The organism is Pyxidicoccus trucidator (assembly GCF_010894435.1).
GTDB classification, from domain to species: domain Bacteria; phylum Myxococcota; class Myxococcia; order Myxococcales; family Myxococcaceae; genus Myxococcus; species Myxococcus trucidator.
The window spans coordinates 75,327-93,544 of record NZ_JAAIXZ010000026.1; the positions used below are offsets into that span (position 1 = coordinate 75,327).

The window sequence follows — 18,218 nt, forward strand, 5'->3', positions numbered from 1 at the left end:
GTCAGTATTTGGGGGGTGCGGCTGGAAGTTCGAACCGCTGCCAATAGGTGATGGGCAAGCCCCAGAGATTGTAGCGCTGGATCATCAGCGACGCCTGGTCGAAGTGCTCCTCCTTCGTTGCAACAAACTGCTTCTCTCGTATCCAGGCCTGCCAGTCCGCATTCCAAGGTCCGCCCTTCGGGCCGTGGTGGATGCGAGCATGCTCCTTGGTGTCGATGACCAACACCCAGTCATGAATGTTGATGTCCCTGCTCAAGAAGTAGGGCTGGAACGCTCTGGGAAAGATGTGGTGCCGCTCCTTCGGGCGCTGTCTCCACGCCTCCAGGATGCGCCGGGCCTGCTGCTGGCTGGGTAGCTCCTCCGGCCGGTACCACTGGATGATCAGCACCGGCTCCCCGCCGCCGGGCAGGACCTGCGCGTTCCCCCAGTAGCGCTGGCTGTCGGGAGGAGGACGCACGGGCAGGGAGCCGCGCGTACGCACCACCCGTCCTGGCGTCAGGTCCTCGCAGCGATAGAGGGCGCAGATGTCCCCAACGCACGCAGGTGCGAGGCAGGGGTCCGCCTCAGCGCCCTCGCAATCGCCTCTGTCACCGACCTCCGCCCAATCGGTGGCCGGGGAATACGCCTGCCCGGCCTCGGGAACCGGCGCGGAGGCGGCACACGCACAGAACAACCCGAGGAGTGCCAGCCATCTCACGCGCATGTGCTCTCCAGCAGTGTTACCGCGCCCCCATGATACTGCCGGAGGGCACCGCGGGCTCACAGTCCCAGGTTGCCACCGCGGCTCACCCGGCCGTACGGCGTTGTCACCGGCCGGGGAAGGAGCCCCACCCCCTGGCCTTCCGCCGAGCCCTGCTCTCGCGCATCCACCCAGCGTCCACCGGAAGCGGGGTCGAAGAAACCGCTGTACCCGCCCGTCACGGAGCGCACGAGCGGGAGCCCGTACTCGAGCGAGCGGGCCATGCCCATCGCCAGGGTCATGCGATGCATGAGGGCACTTCGGAACCAGCTCTCGTTGCCGATGTTGAGCAGCACCGTGGGCCGCGCGTCTGGCCGGACCAACCCGGTGAAGGCCACCTCGAAACAGATGAGGGGAATCACGGCCACGCCGTCCACGTCGAGCGGAGGTTGTGGCCCCGTCCCGGCAACCACCTGGCTCTTGAGGGTATTCACGCCGAGCCACGCGAAGAGCCGCCGGAAGGCCTCCCCGGGCAGGTACTCCGAGAACGGCACGAGCTTCTGTTTGTAATAGACCGGCTCGCCACTCCCCAACTCGACGAGGGTGTTGTACCTGCCGGCGGGAGCCCGCAGCAGCGCTCCCGCAAAGAGCCTCCGGCCCGCCAGGGACAACAGCTCGCGCAGGGGGCCGATGCTCGCCTCGCCATCGCGGATGACGGACTCCGGCCAGATGACCCAGTCCGCCTCGGTCCGCCGGGTGGCCATGACGTACCGTGAGAGCAGCTCCAGGTCATCCCGCTCGCGGTCGCCCGCGCTCGCCTCGTCCAGGGCGACGACAGCCACCCGGACGGGCCTGGCACCCGCGCTCGGGCGGAGGCTCCCCGGAATGAACAGCACGGCGCTGAACACCCCCACCGCCAGGAGGAGTTGGGCCCGGGCCCTCGGCAGCCAGCTCCACAGTCCGAGACACGCCGAGAGGTAGAGCAGCAACAGCCCCGACGCGCGGGCGCCGACGAGGCCCAGCCATGCGCCGAACGGCCCCTGCGCCAACCAGTAGCCGGAATGCAGCCACGGAAAGCCAAGCCAGACATCGTGGACGAGCACCTGCATCAGCCACAGCCCGAGGGCCTGCGCATACACCGGCACCGGACGGCGTGACGGCAGGGCCGCCACGAGCCCCCACAGGCCATAGGGCAACGCGACCAGCAGCAGGAACCCGCCGAGCACGGCGGCACCGACGAGGCGCTCGCCGGGCGTCAGCACGTAGAGGACATCGACGAGCCAATACAGACTGCTGGCCGCCAGCAGCAGGCCAAACAGGTAGCCGGCAAGGAACCCGGCACGCGGTGTCCCACTCCGGCCGAGCGCGTGGAAGTAGCACGCGAACCCGGCGACGAGCCCGAGCAGGTTGGCGGGGAAGAGCAGGATGAGGTGGGCCGAGAGACCCACCAGCAGGGCCCCGAGCGTGGAGACCCGCGCCACGGAGCCCCTGACGCCTAGCAACCGGGCTTCACCTTCAGCCACCGGCCGTAGTGGTCGGAGTGGGTGTAGAAGGGCCACTTGCGCTGCTGGGTATCGAGCGTCTTCCAGGCGGGCGCCCAGCCGCTATACGAGATGCTCGCCGCCGGGCAGGTGCCGAACCAGGCGGGCTTGCCGAGCAACACGGTGTCGAAGTCGCCCTTGAGGCCGGTGGCCATTCCGTTCGGCCCGGTGTCGGTGGCCGTGCCGGTCCAGTTGGACTTGAAGCCCGCAGTCTCGAAGCCACCCAACACCGCGCCGGCGCCCCGGTAGGCGTAGGGCTCGAAGAACGCCCCGCTGGCGGAAGCCTGCCCCAGGAGCTGGTTGCCCTTGGAGTTGGCGACGGTGCTGTCGAAGTCGGCGTTGAAGTCGCCCCCGAAGAGGACGTGCGCGGGAGGGTAGCTGGCCTTGTTGGCCTCCACCGCACCCCGGATGAAGGCCAGGGACTCCTGCATGTTGGAGATGCGGGAGCTGTCCGAGGCGGCATGTCCGTCGAGGTGGCTGTTCTCGCCGTAGGTCAGGTGGGTGTTGAAGACATAGTAGTAGCGCCCCTCCTTGGCGAAGATGGCCCCCCAGACACCCTTCTCCTTGTGCACGTCGAAGCCCGTCACGTTGGTGAAGGCCTTGAAGCCGAGCTCCTTCACCAGCGAGGTGCCGCTCTTGTAGAACATCACCAGGCCGCTGCAGTCGTTCTCGATGGCCCCGTCGAGCGAGTCATCGCAGTAGTAGCCGGAGGGGGTCACCATGCCGTAGCCGCGCGCGGCCAGGTCGGCCTTGGGACCATCCAGGATGATGTCGTCGTAGTCCCAGGCCTCCTGGAACAGGAGGATGTCCGCGCACTTGAACACCTTCCCCAGGCTCTGCTCCATCTCGTCTCCGAAGTCGGTGACGAACGGGACGTTGTGGAAGATGTTGTAGGACGCCACGGTGAGCGCACCGGCGTCATTGCAGCTCTCGTTGAGCTGCCAGGAGCGGGTGAGCGAGGGGTTGAAGTAATCCGCTTCGCTCACGGCGTCGAACCACTCCGTGGGACGGTTCGAGTAACGGGCGTCGAAAGACGGCGTGGACTCGGCCAGGGCGGCTCCGGGGAGGAACAGCCCCAGCAGCACGGGCAGGACGAGGAGTGAGCGGCTGGAATTATGAGCTTCCATCTTGGGCCTTCCGTGACTGGGCATGGGCTATTGCAGCTGGTACTTGACGAGTAATTGTTGATCGATGGCGGGCATCCGCTGACGCAGTTGCTCCGGCGTCAGGCCGGAGCGGGTCAGCTGCTCGAGGAGCCGCGCCCGCTCCTGATTGAAGGCGCTCAGACGCTCGCTCCGCTCCGTCTGCTCCCGCTGATGCTCCAGATACCGCAGGCTGGACTCGGAACCGGCATGGCGCTCGTACACGGCTCGCTGCTGCTCCGGACCGAGCGGGCCGGCCGTCTCGCGAATCCGCAGCTCGAGCTTCGCCAGCTCCAGCGGCTCCACCACGGACGCGAGCTGCACGCCGTGCTCGCTCTCGAGCCGTTGGAGCCATTCCCGGTAGGCGGCGAGCTTCTGGTCCACCGAGGTATGGGAATTGGTGACGAGACGGTCCACCTGGTGGGGAAGCTGGAAGAGGTCATCGGAGAGACCGAAGAGCTGCCGTTCGATTGAGGGACCGAGGATGCCGCGGCGCGCCTCACGGAAGCGCTCGTGGGCGGCGAGGAGCGCTTCGTCCGAAGCGAACGGAAGCTGTCTCACCACGAGCCGCTCATATTCGGCGTCGACCTGCTCCAGCATGCTCCAGAGCCGCTCCTGGGTGAGGTCGTCGGGGAAGGCGAAGCGCTCCTTCAACCAGGAGAACAAGAGACTCTGGCACGCCGCGGCACCGTCCGGACCCTCGAGCTGGAGCTGGGCCCGGTAGGGGGCGAGTTCCTCGAGGTTGCGCCGCAAGGCCCCACAGCGCCTGTCGAGAAGGCTCTTCAGGAGACGGCTGGGAGTGAGCGCGAAATCCCCTCCCGCGGCGGTGCGCTCGTAGGCAGTGCCCAGCCTCTGTCTGAGCTGAGCCACCAGGAGCCGCGCCTTGATTTCCTCCGCCTCGGGCGCGGTGGCCTCCGTGGGGCCCCCGGCCGCGGCCGTCTTCCCCTCCTCCCGCGCAACCGGGGAGCGTGCCCGGGCAGAGTGCTCGGAGGCGCTCGCGGCACCGCCCCTCCCCGCAGGAGACGCGCTGCTCTCGGAGGCCTCGACATACCACCAGGCCGTGAGCCCGAGGAGCGCGGCACACATCAGGACGCCAGTGACTCTCGAAGGGGCGCTCATGGGTGCTCTCCTTTTCCCACGGACTGTAGCGCTGGAGCATCAGCCCTTGCTGCTGACTGAAAAAAGCACGGGGGCCCGTCACCGGGCCCCCGCGCCAACTACGGCACGAGGTTGAACTCACCCTCGCGCAGCAGGTGCTCGATGGCGGGCGTCACTTCCGCCGCCGCGAGCTCGGAAGCGCGCACCGCCGGGAAACGCACGCCGAGCCCCTGGTTCAGCCGGTGGTACAGCGCATTGGTGCCCAGCGAGTACAGCTGCAAGCCCCGCAGCGCATAGGTGCCATCCAGCTTGGACAGCCCCGCATGCCCCGCCTCGAAGCGCAGCGTCAGCGTGTGCGTACCCGCGCCCAGCTGGTCCGTCACCTGCGCCTCGGCCACCGGACGCTCCGCGCCCTTCGCATCCGTGGCCACCAGCGTGCCCGTGACTTCGTAGCGGTCCACCGCGGCGCTCTCCAGCACCACGTCCACCTCGAGCGCCGCCACCTTGCCGGCCGCGTCACGCACCAGCCTCGCGCGACCCACCGAGTCGATGCGCGCCGTCGGCACCGCGAGCCCGAAGGACGTCTGCGCCAGGCGGTCGAAGGACTGTCCTCCCGCCGAGCCCACCGCGCGCACCTCCAGCACCCACGCGCCCGGCTCGTCCTTCTCGTTCAGCACGCGCGACACCATGGCGCGGTGCGCGTTGCCCACCTTCACCACCGGCACCACGCGGTCCTTCTCGAAGCGCGGCGTGTAGAGCACGGCCTCGTAGCGCACGTGGTCCACCTTCGCGTCCGACTGGAGGCCCACCGTCACGTAGCCATCGTCCCCCGGGAAGAGCTGCATCGCCGAGGCCGTGAGCGACAGCTCGATGCTCGAGCCCGGCACGCGCACCTCCACGGCCAGACCCAGCTCAGCCGCCTTGCGCCCCACCTGCACCTCGTACTGCCCGCGCCCCATCTCCTTCTCCAGGCGCAGCATTGTTATCGGCCGGGTGACGCCCTCGGTCTTGAGGCGCGCCGGGTCCACGCCCATCTGCGCGTTCGCCCGACGCTCGGCCTTCAGGTCCGCGCGGCGGCCCTGCGGGTCCAGCATCGTCACCTCGCGCAGCGCCTCCTCGCCCGCCTTGGCGTTGTTCCCCCTGGGAATCAGCATCACCCACGCCTCGTCCGGCGCGTCGATGGACAGCGACAGCTTCGTGGCCGCCGAGCCCGGCGGCACATGCACCACCGTGGACTTCGAGCGCCGCGTCTCCGGCGCCAGCGCCTCCGCCAGCGGCAGCTTCGGCGAGGACGGGTTGGACACCGAGACGCGCCCGGGGCCAATGCCCTCGCGCACGTCGCGGCCGAACAGCCGGCCGGGAGCCACATCCCCCGCGGAGAGGGAAGCACCCGCGGTGCGCTGCATGTCGGCGGCCAGCGCCGTCTCCGGCGTGAAGGCACCCAGGATGACGGCGGCCAGCGCGAGGCCCGTGGACCTGAAGAAGAAGTGAGGGAAGTTCATGTTCGGTCTCCGGGTCCGCATCAGTGGAGCGCTTCGACGACGACGTAGTTGTGGATGCCGTAGTAGGTGTCCCACGCGAGCGCTCCGCAGAAGTTGGAGCCGCCCGGCGGCGACTGCACGCAGTCATTCGCGCCCGACGCGCCCGTGGTGGCATCGAAGCCGTACTTCGCCACGAGGCACGCGTCGCAGATGCCGTCACCCGCCCACGAGTCGGGGCACACCTGCGTCCACGTCTGGTAGTAGGACGCGTTGAGGTACGGATTCCAGCTCGCGGTGCTGGGGATGCGGTAGCTGCTCGAGTAGCCGTAGGCGATGAGGCAGTCCGGCTCCATGTAGCCGTTGTTGAGCTGGCTGGCGGAGCAGCCGTACTTGTAGACGGTGTTGCCGGTCATGAAGTCATAGGCGTAGCCCGAGTAGTAGTTGTTGCAGGCCTGCCCCGCGGCCGCGACGTTCGTCTCGGGGGGGTACGTCTGGTTCGCTGGCGGAGGAATGGGCGCGGCGGCCACCTTCTGGCCAATGAGGTTGCCGCTGTTGTGGCAGCTGCGGCGCGACTGATGGTGGTTCAGCCGACCGTCGTCGATGATGATGTTGCCGAAGTAGCCCGAGCTGTCGCTGCCGATGAAGCCGTCCGTGCTGGCGTTGAAGCTGCCCCAGCCGAGCAGCGACGCCGCCTTCAGGCCGATGGTGTACAGGTAGCCGCCGCAGTGCGCGTCGCTGGAGAAGAGGTTGGCGTAGACGCGGTTGCCGCGCACCACGGAGATGGGCTTGCCGCCCACCGTCGTCGCGCCCTGCGTGCCGGCGAACGTCCCGTTGGAGTTGAACACGCGCATGTTGTCCGTGCGCTGCTGCACCACCGCCGGGTTGTTGTAGCTGCCGCCGCCGAAGAACTCGACGATGCTGTTGGCGATGTTGAGGAACGAGCCGCTCGTCGTCACCTGGTCCGCCAGCGGCGTGCCCGTCAGGTCCGGCGCGGAGAAGATGACCTGCGAAATCTTGCTCGTCATCGCGCTGACCGGACGGCCCTGCGCGCTCACCGCGCCCGTGTGGCCCAGCATGTAGCGCAGCGGGCTGGAGCCGTTGGAGTGGGTGATGACGGTGTAGCTGGTGATGCCGTTGGCGGTCGCCCACGGCACCACCTGGTCGACGATGGGGCCCCAGCTGCACTGGCTGTAGCCCGCGCAGCTCGCGCCGGGATAGCCCACGACGAGGTACGGCCGGCCATTGCGCATGGTGTCGATGGACGACTGCGTCCAGTAGCCCACCGCCGAGCTCGGCGACTGGTCACCCGTACCGTGGACGAAGACGACACCTGCCGTGGCGAGCGCGTCGCCACTCGCGCCGAGCAGCACCGCGCATGCCGCCGCGAGCGCCCAGCCTGTTCTGGAAGACATCCGCATGAGACCTCCGTGAGGGGGAGGCTGAAGCTCCTCACGAAGCGGTCGCGATTAAAAGGTGCATCGCGTAATCCAGGAGCGCGGGCCGGATGCGGTTTTCGGCACCGGACAGCGAGTGGCCGCCGGTGGACTCCAGCCGCCAACGGCCTGCTGGAAGTCGTGTCCCCGCAGGAGGCCCGGCGCTAGGCTCGCCGCTCCAGCGGGGCGCGCGACGGCGGCTCCAATGAAGGGAACGCGAGATGACGGACAGCAGTCCCCGTGGGGTGGAGCGGATTCCGACCGGAGTCCCCGGCCTCGATACGGTCCTCCACGGCGGCTTCCGGAAGGGCCGCACCTACATGCTGATGGGCCTGCCGGGCGCGGGGAAGACCATCCTCGCCAACCAGGTGTGCTTCCACCATGCCGCCCAGGGCGGACGGGTGCTCTACCTCACGCTGCTGGCCGAGTCGCACACGGAGCTGGTCGCCAACCTCAGCTCGCTCACCTTCTTCGACGGCTCCCGCCTCCCGGACGCCATCACCTACCAGAGCGCCTTCAGCATCCTGGAGCAGGGCGGGCTGGAGGCCCTGGCGGAGCTCATCCGCAAGGAGACCAAGACCCAGAAGGCCACGCTGCTCGTGCTCGACGGGCTGGTGGCGGCGGAGGAGGTGGCCCCCTCCACACAGGCCCTCAAGAAGTTCATCCACGGCCTCCAGGTGGTGACGAACCTGGTGGGCTGCACCGCGCTGGTGCTCACCACGGGCGGCGGCGGCGGAGGCGGCCTGCGCGCCGAGCACACCATGGTGGACGGCCTGCTCATCATGAAGCAGCGGACATTCGGCGCGCGGACCCTCCGCGAGCTGACCGTCCGCAAGTTCCGCGGCAGTGACTACCTGCTCGGGAAGCACAGCTTCGAAATCACGCGCCAGGGCATCGTCCTGTACCCCCGGCTGGAAACGCTCGTGGACGAGGAAACGCCCCCACCCCACCAGGGCGACGCGCGGTGCACCTTCGGCATCGAGGGACTGGACCGGATGCTCTCCGGCGGCCTTCCCACCGGCTCGTCCACCCTGCTGCTCGGTCCGTCCGGCAGCGGGAAGACGCTGCTCGGGCTGAGCTTCCTGGCGGCGGGAGTCCGCGCCGGCGAGCGCGGCCACTACTTCTCCTTCTATGACTCTCCCGAGCGGATGCTGGCCCAGACGGCCGGAATCGGAATGGACCTGAGGCCCTTCGTCGAGCGGGGAGAGCTGGAGGTGAGCTTCCGGGTGCCCGCGGAGAACATCCTCGACAAGCTGGGCGCGCAGCTGCTGGCGGCCATCCGCGAGCGCGGGGTGAAGCGGCTGTTCCTCGACGGCTACGACGCGCTCCACAAGGCCGCCGTCCGGCGCACACGCGCGGCCCGCTTCCTGACGGCGCTGGTCAACGAGTGCCGCCTGCGCGGGGTGACGTTGGTCTTCTCGGTGGAGACGACGACCGCCTTCGGCCCCCAGGTAGAGCTCCCGATGCGGGGCATCTCCATGGTGGCGGAGAACCTCCTCTTCCTGCGCACCGCCGAGCTGCGCTCCGAGCTGCGCCGCTTCATCTGCGCCCTGAAGGTGCGCAACAGCGCGCATGACCCCGCCCTGCGCGAGCTCGTCATCAGCGGGAAGGGCCTGGAGGTGGGGCAGACCTTCGACGACGCACAGCAGCTCATGACGGGTCAGCCCCGGTCCATCGAGCCCGTCCCTCGCGCCCCCGAACACCGGGGGAAGTAGCCATGGGGCCCGTCCTCATCGTCGACGACGAATTTGGCATCGTCGAGGCCATCCGGGATTTGCTCTCCGACGAGGGCTACCGGACGGCCATCGCGCTCAATGGCCGCGAGGCCCTCGAACGAATGGCGGAGGAGCGTCCGGCCCTGGTGCTGCTCGACTACATGATGCCGGTGATGAACGGCCCCGCGCTGCTGGAGGCCATGCAGCGGGACAAGAGCCTGTGGGACATCCCCACGGTGATGATGAGCGCGAGCACCCCGGACCGCTGGCGGCACCTGAGCTGTACCGCCTTCCTGCCCAAGCCCTTCACCCTCGACCAGCTCCTGGCCACCGTCCAACGACTCACCGGGGTGGACCCGAAGCGGTAGCCCGGCCCGCGCTCCACCGCTCCGAGCCCTGACAGGCAGCCGACACCTGGCGCGGAACCGCCACGCCAGTGCCCAGCCCGGGCCTCCGTTCTGCCAGACTGCGCGGCGTGACTTCCGCCCTCTACCGCGACTGTGCCCGCCTCTTCATGGTGGGCTTCCCCGGCACCCGCATCGACGGCGACCTCGCCGCGTTGATGGACGACGGCATCTACGGGGCCATCCTCTTCAAGCGCAACGTCGGCACCGCGCAGGAGACGGCGGCGCTGTGCCACGAGCTGAAGGTGCGCGCCGGCCGGCCCTTCATCCTGTCGGTGGACCAGGAGGGCGGCCGCGTGGCCCGGCTGCGGGGCGCGCCCTTCACCACCCTGCCCCCCATGCGCGAGCTGGGCCAGCGCGGCGACGCCGCCCAGGTGGAGCGCGTGGGCCGGCTGCTGGCCCATGAGCTGCGCGCGGTGGGCTTCGACTGGGCCTTCGCGCCGGTGCTGGACGTGGACACCAACCCGGCCAACCCCGTCATCGGTGACCGCAGCTTCAGCCGCGACGCACAGGAAGTGGCGCGGCTGGGCGTGGCGCTCGCGCGCGGGCTGGAGGCCGGCGGGGTGGCGTCCTGCGGCAAGCACTTCCCCGGCCATGGCGACACCACCTCGGACAGCCACCTGACGCTGCCCCGGCTGGCGCACGGCCTGGAGCGGCTGCGCCAGGTGGAGCTGGTGCCCTTCCGCGCCTTCGCCCAGGCCGGGCTGGCCTCGTTGATGACGGCGCACGTCCTCTTCGACGCGCTGGACCCGGGCGTGCCCGCCACCATGAGCCAGCGCGTGCTCCAGGGCGTGCTGCGCGAGGAGCTGGGCTTCGACGGCGTGCTCGTCAGCGACGACCTGGAGATGAAGGCCATCGCCGACCACTACTCCGTGGAGGAGGCCACGGTGCAGGGCACGCTCGCGGGCGTGGACCTGTTCCTCGTGTGCCACCGCGCGGACGTGCAGCGCCGCGCGATTGAGGCGCTGGTGAAGGCGGTGGAGTCCGGCCGCGTCCCGCGCGAGCGCATCTCCGAGGCGCACCGGCGGCTCGACGCGCTCTCGGCCCGCTTCGCCCACCCGGCGGAGGACCGGTTCGTCACGCTGGGCGATGCCCAGCACCGCGCGCTCGCCGAGGGCCTCGCCAGCAGCTTCGCGGGCAAGGACCCCACCGAGGTCATGCTGGCGTCCCGCTAGCAGCGCGGGCGCCGGAGCGCCCGCGCCCCCTTCGGCACCGGCTCAGCGGAGGTTCCGGGCGTTCCGGTCCTGCCAGCCCAGCGGGGCGTAGCCCGCGCGGGTCTGCTGGTGCGGCATGTTCCCCTCCCTGGCGCCGTCCTCGCCGCCCAGGCCCTGCGAGGTCGGCGCGTAGGCGGCGCCGCCGAGGGAGGAGTACCGGTCCTCCATCATCTTCCCCGAGTCATCCCAGATGGAGTTGTTCTGCTTGCCATCCGCCTGGGGCGTGCGCGGGTCGATGCTGGAGCCAAGCTGTTTGATGGTGGAGTTGTAGCCACGCCCCGCCGTCATCGTCCACGGCGGGAGCTGCTCCTTCGGCTGGGCGCCCTCCATGTTCCGCAGGGCCTCGGCCTGTTCGCCGCGATTGGCGAAGACATTGCCCCGCGACTCGTCCGCCTGATACCCGCCCGTCTCGGGCAGCCCGCGGCAGCCCACGGTCAGCAGCATGCCCACGGCCAGCGTCGCTGCCTGGCCCCACCGCCGAAAAGTCCGCTCGCGCATGTCCACTCCTCCGAGTCCCTGACGTCGGTTGTCCGTCACCCGGAGGAATGGGCACGCCGTGTGTCCGAACCACGAGGCGGCGAAGCGGCGGCCCGGTTGGCCGCCTGGGCGCAGGTATAGCTTCAGCGACGGGCGCGGCCAGCCTTCTTCGCGGCCGTCTTACCAGTGGCGGACTTCTTCGCCGGGGCCGGCGCCTTGCGCGCGGTGGCCTGCTTCGCGGGCGTCGCCTTCTTCACCGCCCTGGTGCCCGTGGCCTTCTTCGCGGGCGCGGGCTTCTTCGCGGGCGCGGCGGGCTTCGCCGGAGCGGGCGTGCTCGCGGCGGGGGCAGCGCCCTTCGCACCGAGCGCGGCCAGCACCTCGGCCACGTGGCCGCTCACCTTCACCTTCGGCCACGCCTGCTTCACCCGGCCGTCCGGGCCGATGAGGAAGGTGGCGCGGGTGATGCCCTGGAACTTGCGGCCATACAGCGACTTCTCGCCCCAGACGCCGTACGCCTCGAGCACCTGGTGCCCGGGGTCCGCCAGCAGGGGGAACGGGAGGCTGTACTTCGTCGCGAACTTCCGGTGGCGCTCGGTGCTGTCCGCGGACACGCCCAGCACCACCGCGCCCGCGGCGCCGAGCGCCGAGTGCTCGTCACGGAAGTCGCACGCCTCCGTGGTGCAGCCGGGAGTGTCGTCCTTCGGATAGAAATAGAGGACGACGTGCTTCCCCGCGTGCTGGGAGAGCGAGACGGAGTTGCCGTCCTGGTCGGGGAGCTGGAAGCCGGGGGCCGTGTCACCTGCTTGGGGCATGGGCATGCGGGCTTCCATAACCACAAACCCCGCCCCGCTCAACGTCCAGCGTCACCCGCCGCGCTCCCGCTACCCTGGGTCGCCCGCGTCGGTGGCGGGAGTCTCCGCGCCGCCATGCTCGTGGCCCTGCTCCCCCGTGGGGTGGCCGTGGGCCTCCAGCCGGGTGAGGTCCACGCGGCACTGCTCCAGCGCGGCCTGCAGCGGCGCGCGGGCCGCTTCCTCGCGCGTCTGTCCCAGCTTCTTCGCCAGGGCCGCGCACGCGGCGCGCTTCGCGTCCGCCTCGTCCGTGCCCGGCCCCGTCGCGCCCGGCGTCGCCAGGGGACGCGGGGGCAGCGTGCCGCGCAGGGTGCGGATGGCGGCGAGCCGCTGGTCCGCCTCGGGCCGGGCCTTCGAGTCGCGGGGCACCGCCTCGTAGGCGGCGATGACGGCGTCCCAGGCCGCGTCCCGCGGCGGCACCTTGCGGTCGATGAGCGCCCTGTACTCGGCCTCGGCGTCCCGGAGCTGGTCGGGGCCCTTGTCACACCCCGCCGCCAGGTGGAGGCAGAGCACGAGGGGCAGCGCGGTCCGGACACGTCGGAAGGTCATCCACATCAAGGTCGGGTCCTCCTGTCCTGCTGGCCTCCCGATTGAACCACGGGTAGGGTGCCGCGTCGTGTCGCCCATCCTCCTCGCCTTCCTGGTCGGTCTCTCCCAGGGCCTGCTCCACGCCGTCGGGCCGGACCACTGCGCCGCCATGGCCACGCTCGGCACCCTGGGCGGGGGCCGCAAGCGCCTGGCCCTCGCCACGGCCCTGCGCTTCGCCCTGGGCCATGCGGCCATGCTGGGCGGAATCGCCGCCGTGTGCCTGCTTGCCGGCGTGGGCCTCTCCGAGACCTTCGAGCGCTGGGCCGAGGTGTTCGGCGGCACCGTGCTGCTGGCACTGGCGGTGGCGGCGCTGCTCTTCCCTCACAGCCTGGGCCACGGCCACCCGCACCTGCCCGGCCACTCCCGCGAGCCGCACGAGCACGTGCACACGGTGAGCACCGCGGCCGGCGCCTTCATGGCCATCAGCGGCGTGCGCTCGCTGCTGCTGGCGCTGCCCCCGCTGCTGATGGGCGGCAGCATGAGCCTGGCCGCGTGGACGTACCTGCCCGGCTTCGCGCTCGGCATCCTCGTGGGCATGGGCGCGGTGGGCCTGCTCTTCGCGGAGGGCCTGTCCCGCCTGAGCGCCGGCCTCACCGCGTGGGTGCACCGCGCGGTGGCCGTGGGCTCCGGGGCACTCGGGCTGTTCTGGATTGGCTCGCGGCTGGGTGGGTAGGAAGGCAGCCGGCGCAGTGCTGGCGCTCAGCCCGGGTCGAGCATCCACATTCTGGCCAGGTCCTCGCCCACCATCCGCACTGGGAGTTCCATGAGGATTTGCGGGATTGTTGCGCTGCTCACGCTCGCGGCCGGCTGCGTGACGACGCGGGTTGTTCACCTCGACACCGGACAGGGAACGCTGGTCGTCCACACACCGGTCGAGTCCGCTCCTGTCGAGATTGACGAGGACGCGTTCAAGAGTGCCGTCGCGCAGCTCGTGCTCGACTTGAAGCTGGACGTCGCCCTCAAGGAGGTCGGCGAGCAGGACCGGCGCTCGTTGCTCGCTTCCGCGGGCGGGATTGTCGACGGAACCCAGGGCCGTACGGTGCCTGCCTCATATGAACGGATTTGCCGGCGGCAGAGTGAGCCTGAGAGCTGCCTGAGCCTGCTCGCAGGTGGGTCTACACCCGGCGCCATGGAGCGGCGGACGATGGCTCTCTACTTCGCGCTGGATACAGTCTGGGAAGGCGTCGAGGAGGCGATAAGGGATTTGGCGGACCCTGTCGTGCTGCGGGCGATGATCACGACAATGATAGGGACAGCGCTCATCCTGATTGTCGCACCCGAGCCCATCACGAAGCTCGTCGCGATTGCGTTGACGGCGTCCTTGATTGCATATCTTGGCACCGGCCCTGTGTGGCACATGGGTCGGGCATTCCTGCGACTCCTGGAGGAGTCAAAAGACTCCCGAAACCTTGCTGAGTTGAAGGATGCCGGGCACCGCTTCGGGAAGGTGCTCGGCGCCAACGGCACTCGTGTGCTGGTCCTCGTCGCCTTGGCAGCGCTCGGTGGAAAGAACGCCATGGCCGCACAGCGGCCCAGGCTGCCGGGCGCGGCCCAGGCTGCAATGCGGGCACAGGCCGAAGGCGGATTCCAGCTGTCAGCGGCCTTCACGGGCGAAGTACAAGCAATGACCGTCCCCGCAGCCGGGGTGCTGAATATCACTCTTGCGCCGACGGCTGTTGCAGCGGTTGCCCTGGGGACTGGAGGCGGGATTCAGGGCGACCTCGAGGGCGAGATTCATCACATCTGCACCAACAAGAACGAGGTATCCGATAGGACAGGCGGCCCGTGGAGCCCCATCTTTGAAGACATCTTCAAACAAGCAGGGATGACCTTGAATGACACCGTCAATCTGGTGCGCATCAAGGGGCACAAGGGGTCCCACACGCGCGAGTACCATCAAGAAGTGCTGAACCGGATTGCCAGGGCGATGAAGGGGTGCAAGGACACCGCTCAGTGCCGGACCAGGCTGGTCAATGAGCTGAGTCGAATCGCTCACGACCTGACGACGCCGGGCACGATGATGAGAAGACTCATCATGAAAGAGCCTGGGGTCTGACCCGATGGAGCGACACTTCTTCAGTCTCGACTTCGACGTGTACGTGCCAGGACGTTGGTACCTCGCCGAGCCCACCACTCCCGCGGGGCAGAAGGTTCCTGATATCTGGGCATTCGTCAGCGGATGCCCGGTAGAGCCCCCCGGGCCGCTGCGAATCCCGTTCTCCCGTCCAGGCAGGTCGCTCGACTTCGACAAGACAACGGTTGCCGGGACCCCCATCATCAGCGCGCAGGTTGCGAAGGTGTTCCGCGAGCTGGCGGGTAACGACGTGCAGCTCTTCCCGGTGGAGGTGCAGGAGCAGTCCGACGCCTACTACCTGCTGAACGTCGCGCGGACGGTCAGGTGCATTGACGACGCGGCGAGTGCGGAAATCCAGCTCTACACTCCAGAGGACGAGGAGCCGGAGCGGGTCGGTGAGTACCGCTCCGTCTCGGGTCTGCGGCTCGACAAGTCGCGGGTCGGCGACGCTCGCGTCTTCCGGCCCTGGGGCTGGCATCCCCCCATCATCGTTGAGGGGGAACTCAAGGAGGCCCTGGAGCGAACCGGAATCGTAGGCGGACGGTTCGACGCGGTTTGAGCTACGAGCGCTTGTCCAGGATGCCCAGCGACATCATCGCCACCAGGAAGCCGTAGACGACGTGCTCGGGGCGGTTGGCGAAGGCCAGCAGCTCCGCCACGGTGCGGTTGCCGTCAATCTTCGGCAGCAGCTCCGCCTCCCACCGCTCCAGCTCCACCTCGTTGAGCTGGTAGGCCGGGGCCACGGCGGGGATGAGCCGGTCCTCGGGCTGGAGCAGCCGGCGCAGGCGCTCCGGCTTGTAGAGCTTCTTGATGCCCCGGACGATGAGGTTGGCCGGGTGGACGTCCAGCTTGATGGACTCCGAGGAGGCCTTCTCCCGGAAGCTCATCACGTAGGTGCCCTCGTCCCACGCGAAGAGCGAGTAGATGACGGCCTTCACCTGCTGGCCCACGTAGTAGAGCCGCTCGGTGTCCTTCAGCAGGCCGCGCTCCACCAGCACGTCGCCGGTGCGGCGGTTCGTCTGCGCGGCCACCGCCGACGCGTCCTGGAGCTGCTCGGGCTTTATCTTCCCGACGCGCACGAGGAACTGCCCGAAGCGGTCCGCCAGCAGGTTGGAGAGGGCGAACACCGGCGTGCCCTTCTCGAAGTACACCACCTTCTTGACCTTGCCCTTCTGGATGCCCAGCTCGCCCGTCTCGCGCGACAGGTAGAAGGCGGTGAGCAGTGAGGGGAGGTTGTCCTTCAGCTCGCCCCGGCGGCTGCCCGGCGCGCCCGCGCCCACGGGCAGCGGGTCCGGCGGCCGGCCCGGCGTGGGCGGGCGCACATGGGTGGCCGGCACCTTCTGCATGGGGCTGGCGGTGAGGTTGGCGCCGCGGATTTCGGCGGTGATGTTGCCGCCGCCCGTCACCTTGATGCGGCCGGTCAGCTCCATGACGTCCTGAGGACCCTCGTCCTCCACGTCGATGTCCAGCTCCACCTCGAAGGCGTCCTGGAGCGAGGCGGCGGCCGGGCCCTTCTTCTCCGGGGGGAGGACCTTGGTCATCGCCTCCAGGAGCTTGTGGGCCTCGAAGGGCTTCTCGAAGTAGCCGGCGGCCTGGTACTTCGTGCGCGCCTCCACGGCGTGCTTGCCGCCCTTGAAGACGCCGGTGATGAAGAGGAGCGGGAGCTGGGGGTTGTCCTTCCGCAGCGCGTCCGCGAGGTGGTACCCCATCATGTCCGGCAGCAGGATGTCGAGAACGGCTGCCGCGGGGGGGTTCGCCTTCGCCACCTCGACGGCCTGCTTGCCGCGATTGGCGCCGGTGACCTCGTAGCCCGCTTCCTCGAAGAGCTGCGTGAGGAGGGACAGGAGTTCCTGGTTGTCGTCGACGACGAGGATTCGGGGTGCCATCGCGGGGCGTACCGTACCAGAAGCGGGGTCAAGGGTCAGACAATCCGCCACCCGACAGGGGCCGGTTTCCGGGGAGGATGCATCCGTCCCGCCGGGGGGTTAGGGTGGCTGCCCCGTGATGTCTTCCATCCGTCATCCCCTCCTCTCATGGACGGTGGGCCTGCTGGCCTGCCTGCCCCTCCTGCTGCCCGCCGTGTCCCTGGCGCAGTCCTCCGGCGACGCGGGCGTCCCCGATGGCGGCATTCGCATCCCCCTGCCAGATGCCTCGGTGGGCGAGGATGGCGCGGACCGCGACAACCCCGAGGGTGAGGACGGCACCGGGCGGGTGAACACCGTCTGCCGCAGCACCGGGGACTGCTCGCCCCGCTTCACCTGCCAGGGCGGCACCTGCCGCTACACGGGTGTGCGGCAGGCGGAGCGCGTGGGGTGTCTGCTCGGCCCCGAGGCGGCGCTGGTGCTGGTGGGACTGGCGGCGGTGGCCGCGCCCCGGCGCAAGAAGAAGCAGTAGCGGGGGGCGCGCATGCGGCTGGGGCTCAAGGCGGACAACCTGCTGGAGCGCGTGGCGGACTGGTTCAACCTGGCCCCCAAGCCGGTGGCGCAGGCCTTCTTCGGGATGATGGCCTCCCGCACGCTGATGGCGGGCGTGCGCCTGGGCGTCTACGCCGCGCTCGCGGAGGGGCCCGCCTCGGCGGAGTCGCTGGCGGAGCGGCTGAAGCTCTCCCCCGAGGGCACCCGCACCCTGCTGGAGGCGCTGGTGGCCTGCGACGCCGTGGAGCGCCAGCGCGGCGGCCGCTACCGGATTGCCCCCCGGGCGAAGCGGTGGCTGGACCCGCGCTCGCCGAAGTACGTGGGCGCCTTCCTGGAGTTCAACTACGCCCAGTGGGACTGGTGGACGGGGCTGGAGGGCGTGGTGCGCTCCGGCCAGGCGGTGGACATCCACCAGTTCGCGCCGGAGGACCCGCGCTGGCGGGACTACATCCACGCCATGCACCAGTTGGCGCGGCTGGCGGCCCCCGAGGTGGCGGCGGCCATTCCCCTGCCCCGGGGGGCGAAGAGCCTGCTCGATTTGGGAGGCGCGCACGGCTGGTACGCCGCGGAGATGTGCCTCCGCAACCGGGGGCTGAAGGCCACGGTGCTGGATTTGGAAGGCAGCGCGCGGGTGGGCCGGGACATCATCACCTCGGCGGGGCTGAGCCACCTCGTCACGCACCGCGAGGGCGACGTGCTCACCGCGGAGCTGGGCGGCCCGTACGACACGGTGCTGCTCTTCCAGGTGATGCACCACCTGTCGCCCGCGCAGAACGTGGCCCTGCTGCGGCGGGTGCGCGGTGCGCTGGCCCCCCGGGGCACCCTGGCCGTCCTCGAGTACCTGCGCGAGGACATCGACGACCCGACCAGCTCCGCGCCGCTGATCGGCCTGCACTACTTCCTCACGTCCGGCGCCGCGGCCTATGCGCCCGCGGAGGTGGAGGGCTTCCTGGACGACGCGGGCTTCAAAATCGAGCAGACCCGGCCCATCCGCCACCTCCCCTTGCAGACGCTCCTGGTGGCCCGGCCGGACTGAGCCGGGGCCACCCTGCCCTGGGGATGGAGGTCCGGTCCGCTGGTCGCCAGCCGGGCGGAGCCTTCCAATCCTGG

General features: G+C 69.6%; 18 protein-coding genes. 8 read left to right on the top strand and 10 right to left on the bottom strand.

Annotation, left to right across the window (positions count from 1 at the left end):
* Position 1: 1 nt before the first annotated feature.
* The 6 genes from sitA6 to G4D85_RS43860 form a co-directional block, all read right to left on the bottom strand.
* Positions 2–703, bottom strand: a complete 702-nt coding sequence (gene sitA6, locus G4D85_RS43835) for a SitA6 family polymorphic toxin lipoprotein (protein WP_164020252.1) — start codon at positions 701–703, stop codon at positions 2–4.
* A 56-nt stretch (positions 704–759) separates the two neighbouring features.
* Positions 760–2,160, bottom strand: a complete 1,401-nt coding sequence (gene lnt, locus G4D85_RS43840; protein WP_240359862.1) for an apolipoprotein N-acyltransferase — start codon at positions 2,158–2,160, stop codon at positions 760–762.
* 14 nt (positions 2,161–2,174) lie between these two features.
* On the bottom strand, positions 2,175–3,347 hold the full coding sequence (locus G4D85_RS43845) for an exonuclease/endonuclease/phosphatase family protein (protein ID WP_240359863.1): 1,173 nt from the start codon (positions 3,345–3,347) through the stop codon (positions 2,175–2,177).
* Positions 3,348–3,374: 27 nt separating this feature from the next.
* Positions 3,375–4,481, bottom strand: a complete 1,107-nt coding sequence (locus tag G4D85_RS43850) for a lipase secretion chaperone (RefSeq protein WP_164020253.1) — start codon at positions 4,479–4,481, stop codon at positions 3,375–3,377.
* Positions 4,482–4,579: 98 nt separating this feature from the next.
* Positions 4,580–5,962 (bottom strand): DUF4785 family immunoglobulin-like domain-containing protein, encoded by a 1,383-nt coding sequence (locus G4D85_RS43855; protein WP_164020254.1) that lies wholly within the window; start codon positions 5,960–5,962, stop codon positions 4,580–4,582.
* Between the two features lie 20 nt (positions 5,963–5,982).
* A complete protein-coding gene (locus G4D85_RS43860; protein ID WP_164020255.1) occupies positions 5,983–7,353 on the bottom strand; it encodes a hypothetical protein in 1,371 nt (456 codons plus the stop codon).
* A 242-nt stretch (positions 7,354–7,595) separates the two neighbouring features.
* Between G4D85_RS43860 and G4D85_RS43865 the strand changes: the two genes are divergently transcribed.
* The 3 genes from G4D85_RS43865 to nagZ all read left to right on the top strand — a co-directional run bounded on the left by G4D85_RS43865 (position 7,596) and on the right by nagZ (position 10,668).
* The gene (locus G4D85_RS43865) at positions 7,596–9,089 is read left to right on the top strand and encodes an ATPase domain-containing protein (RefSeq protein ID WP_164020256.1); all 1,494 of its coding nucleotides are present in this window, start codon (positions 7,596–7,598) and stop codon (positions 9,087–9,089) included.
* A 2-nt stretch (positions 9,090–9,091) separates the two neighbouring features.
* Entirely contained in the window at positions 9,092–9,457 is a 366-nt protein-coding gene (locus tag G4D85_RS43870) for a response regulator (RefSeq protein ID WP_164020257.1), read from the top strand.
* 146 nt (positions 9,458–9,603) lie between these two features.
* The gene (nagZ, locus tag G4D85_RS43875; RefSeq protein WP_164020339.1) at positions 9,604–10,668 is read left to right on the top strand and encodes a beta-N-acetylhexosaminidase; all 1,065 of its coding nucleotides are present in this window, start codon (positions 9,604–9,606) and stop codon (positions 10,666–10,668) included.
* Between the two features lie 42 nt (positions 10,669–10,710).
* On the opposite strand, the gene G4D85_RS43880 is transcribed toward nagZ, so the two are convergent.
* The 3 genes from G4D85_RS43880 to G4D85_RS43890 form a co-directional block, all read right to left on the bottom strand.
* Positions 10,711–11,205, bottom strand: coding sequence for a hypothetical protein (locus G4D85_RS43880; protein ID WP_164020258.1), 495 nt, complete (start codon positions 11,203–11,205; stop codon positions 10,711–10,713).
* 122 nt (positions 11,206–11,327) lie between these two features.
* Positions 11,328–12,002, bottom strand: a complete 675-nt coding sequence (gene bcp / locus G4D85_RS43885; protein WP_164020259.1) for a thioredoxin-dependent thiol peroxidase — start codon at positions 12,000–12,002, stop codon at positions 11,328–11,330.
* A gap of 63 nt (positions 12,003–12,065) precedes the next feature.
* The gene (locus tag G4D85_RS43890) at positions 12,066–12,581 is read right to left on the bottom strand and encodes a hypothetical protein (protein WP_164020342.1); all 516 of its coding nucleotides are present in this window, start codon (positions 12,579–12,581) and stop codon (positions 12,066–12,068) included.
* A 67-nt stretch (positions 12,582–12,648) separates the two neighbouring features.
* Here G4D85_RS43890 and G4D85_RS43895 point away from each other — a divergent pair, with 67 nt between their 5' ends.
* The 3 genes from G4D85_RS43895 (at position 12,649) to G4D85_RS43905 (ending at position 15,253) form a co-directional block, all read left to right on the top strand.
* The gene (locus G4D85_RS43895) at positions 12,649–13,293 is read left to right on the top strand and encodes a hypothetical protein (RefSeq protein ID WP_164020260.1); all 645 of its coding nucleotides are present in this window, start codon (positions 12,649–12,651) and stop codon (positions 13,291–13,293) included.
* A gap of 90 nt (positions 13,294–13,383) precedes the next feature.
* Entirely contained in the window at positions 13,384–14,676 is a 1,293-nt protein-coding gene (locus G4D85_RS43900) for an AHH domain-containing protein (protein ID WP_164020261.1), read from the top strand.
* Between the two features lie 4 nt (positions 14,677–14,680).
* Positions 14,681–15,253, top strand: coding sequence for an imm11 family protein (locus tag G4D85_RS43905; protein ID WP_164020262.1), 573 nt, complete (start codon positions 14,681–14,683; stop codon positions 15,251–15,253).
* 1 nt (position 15,254) lies between these two features.
* Here G4D85_RS43905 and G4D85_RS43910 read toward each other — a convergent pair whose 3' ends face one another.
* The gene (locus G4D85_RS43910) at positions 15,255–16,580 is read right to left on the bottom strand and encodes a response regulator (RefSeq protein WP_205525972.1); all 1,326 of its coding nucleotides are present in this window, start codon (positions 16,578–16,580) and stop codon (positions 15,255–15,257) included.
* A gap of 118 nt (positions 16,581–16,698) precedes the next feature.
* On the opposite strand from G4D85_RS43910, the gene G4D85_RS43915 reads away from it, so the two are divergent.
* Together G4D85_RS43915 and G4D85_RS43920 are read left to right on the top strand one after the other, a co-directional pair.
* Positions 16,699–17,088 carry an MXAN_6627.5 family MYXO-CTERM protein gene (locus G4D85_RS43915; protein WP_164020344.1) on the top strand — a complete coding sequence of 130 codons (390 nt, stop codon included), beginning with the start codon at positions 16,699–16,701 and terminating at the stop codon, positions 17,086–17,088.
* Between the two features lie 12 nt (positions 17,089–17,100).
* Complete coding sequence (locus tag G4D85_RS43920) at positions 17,101–18,144, top strand: class I SAM-dependent methyltransferase (RefSeq protein WP_164020264.1); 1,044 nt, start codon at positions 17,101–17,103, stop codon at positions 18,142–18,144.
* The last annotated feature ends 74 nt before the right edge of the window (positions 18,145–18,218 follow it).

Bases quoted from the DNA above. Each gene is read 5' to 3' on its own strand.
- G4D85_RS43910 (WP_205525972.1), bottom strand. From the start codon at position 16,580: ATGGCACCCCGAATCCTCGTCGTCGACGACAACCAGGAACTCCTGTCC.
- sitA6 (WP_164020252.1), bottom strand. From the start codon at position 703: ATGCGCGTGAGATGGCTGGCACTCCTCGGGTTGTTCTGTGCGTGTGCC.
- G4D85_RS43860 (WP_164020255.1), bottom strand. From the start codon at position 7,353: ATGTCTTCCAGAACAGGCTGGGCGCTCGCGGCGGCATGCGCGGTGCTG.
- nagZ (WP_164020339.1), top strand. From the start codon at position 9,604: ATGGTGGGCTTCCCCGGCACCCGCATCGACGGCGACCTCGCCGCGTTG.
- G4D85_RS43845 (WP_240359863.1), bottom strand. From the start codon at position 3,347: ATGGAAGCTCATAATTCCAGCCGCTCACTCCTCGTCCTGCCCGTGCTG.
- G4D85_RS43850 (WP_164020253.1), bottom strand. From the start codon at position 4,481: ATGAGCGCCCCTTCGAGAGTCACTGGCGTCCTGATGTGTGCCGCGCTC.
- G4D85_RS43890 (WP_164020342.1), bottom strand. From the start codon at position 12,581: ATGACCTTCCGACGTGTCCGGACCGCGCTGCCCCTCGTGCTCTGCCTC.
- G4D85_RS43880 (WP_164020258.1), bottom strand. From the start codon at position 11,205: ATGCGCGAGCGGACTTTTCGGCGGTGGGGCCAGGCAGCGACGCTGGCC.
- G4D85_RS43870 (WP_164020257.1), top strand. From the start codon at position 9,092: ATGGGGCCCGTCCTCATCGTCGACGACGAATTTGGCATCGTCGAGGCC.
- G4D85_RS43855 (WP_164020254.1), bottom strand. From the start codon at position 5,962: ATGAACTTCCCTCACTTCTTCTTCAGGTCCACGGGCCTCGCGCTGGCC.
- G4D85_RS43920 (WP_164020264.1), top strand. From the start codon at position 17,101: ATGCGGCTGGGGCTCAAGGCGGACAACCTGCTGGAGCGCGTGGCGGAC.
- G4D85_RS43915 (WP_164020344.1), top strand. From the start codon at position 16,699: ATGTCTTCCATCCGTCATCCCCTCCTCTCATGGACGGTGGGCCTGCTG.
- G4D85_RS43865 (WP_164020256.1), top strand. From the start codon at position 7,596: ATGACGGACAGCAGTCCCCGTGGGGTGGAGCGGATTCCGACCGGAGTC.
- G4D85_RS43905 (WP_164020262.1), top strand. From the start codon at position 14,681: ATGGAGCGACACTTCTTCAGTCTCGACTTCGACGTGTACGTGCCAGGA.
- bcp (WP_164020259.1), bottom strand. From the start codon at position 12,002: ATGCCCATGCCCCAAGCAGGTGACACGGCCCCCGGCTTCCAGCTCCCC.
- G4D85_RS43900 (WP_164020261.1), top strand. From the start codon at position 13,384: ATGAGGATTTGCGGGATTGTTGCGCTGCTCACGCTCGCGGCCGGCTGC.